This window comes from Microbispora sp. ATCC PTA-5024, assembly GCF_000511135.2.
Lineage (GTDB): Bacteria > Actinomycetota > Actinomycetes > Streptosporangiales > Streptosporangiaceae > Microbispora > Microbispora corallina.
In genome coordinates, this window is the sequence record NZ_KI866525.1 from 441334 (window position 1) to 442192 (window position 859).

General features: G+C 81.3%; 1 protein-coding gene and 1 pseudogene. One reads left to right on the forward strand and one right to left on the reverse strand.

Going from position 1 to position 859, the window contains the following annotated elements; genetic code table 11:
* A pseudogene (locus tag MPTA5024_RS43870) lies at positions 1–345 on the reverse strand (hypothetical protein); the annotation flags it as partial.
* 300 nt (positions 346–645) lie between these two features.
* On the opposite strand from MPTA5024_RS43870, the gene MPTA5024_RS43875 reads away from it, so the two are divergent.
* Positions 646–859: hypothetical protein (locus MPTA5024_RS43875; protein WP_051458767.1), on the forward strand; the 214-nt coding region annotated here is incomplete at its 3' end.

The window sequence follows — 859 nt, forward strand, 5'->3', positions numbered from 1 at the left end:
GGCGGCCCGGGCGGCGTCCGCGGCCTCCCGGATCAGCGCGACCTCGTCGAGCAGCCGGTCGAGCCTGGCGGCCAGCGTGGCGTCCCGGCCGCGCGCCTCGTCCACGATCGCGGCCAGCCGCCGCTCGTCGGCCACGAGACGCTCCCGGCGGGCGCGCACCTCGGCCAGGTCGAGCGCGACCCGGCCGCCGCGGGACGTCAGCTCCTCCAGCTCGGCCGCCAGCCGGCCGCGCTCGGCGACCAGCGACTCCTCCCGCGCCGCCAGGGCCCGAGCCGCCGCGAGACGCCGCTCCGCCCGGACGACCAGCGCCTCCTCCCAGCCGCCGCCATCCCCCGCGTCGCCCACGCTGCCTGAACCGCCCGCGCGGCCTACGCTGCCCCAGTCACCCGCACCACCGGCGCCACCCGCGCCGCCGCAGATACCCGCACCACCCGCGCCACCCGCATCGCCGGCGCCGCCCACACCGTCAGCGCCGCCGCAGATACCCGCACCACCCGCGCCACCCGCATCGCCGGCGCCGCCCACACCGTCCGCGCCGCCCCAGATACCCGCACCACCGGCGCCACCCGCGCCGCCCGCGTCGCCGCAGATGCCCGGACCGTCGCTGTCGGCCGTGCCGTCCATGTGCTCCGACCCTGCCTCGCCATGGTCGCGGCCGGCGTCCGGGCCGTCGGCGAGGGCGCCCGCTTCGGGGCCGGCGCCCCGCAGGGCCGCGGCGAGGCGGGCACGCTCCGCGTCCAGGGCCTCGACGTGGGCGCGGGTCTCGGCGATCCGGCCGGAGGTCTCCAAGGCCCGCTCGCGTGCCGCCTCCAGGTCGGCCGCCAGGCGGCCCGCGTCCGCGGCGAGCGCCGGCTCCTCG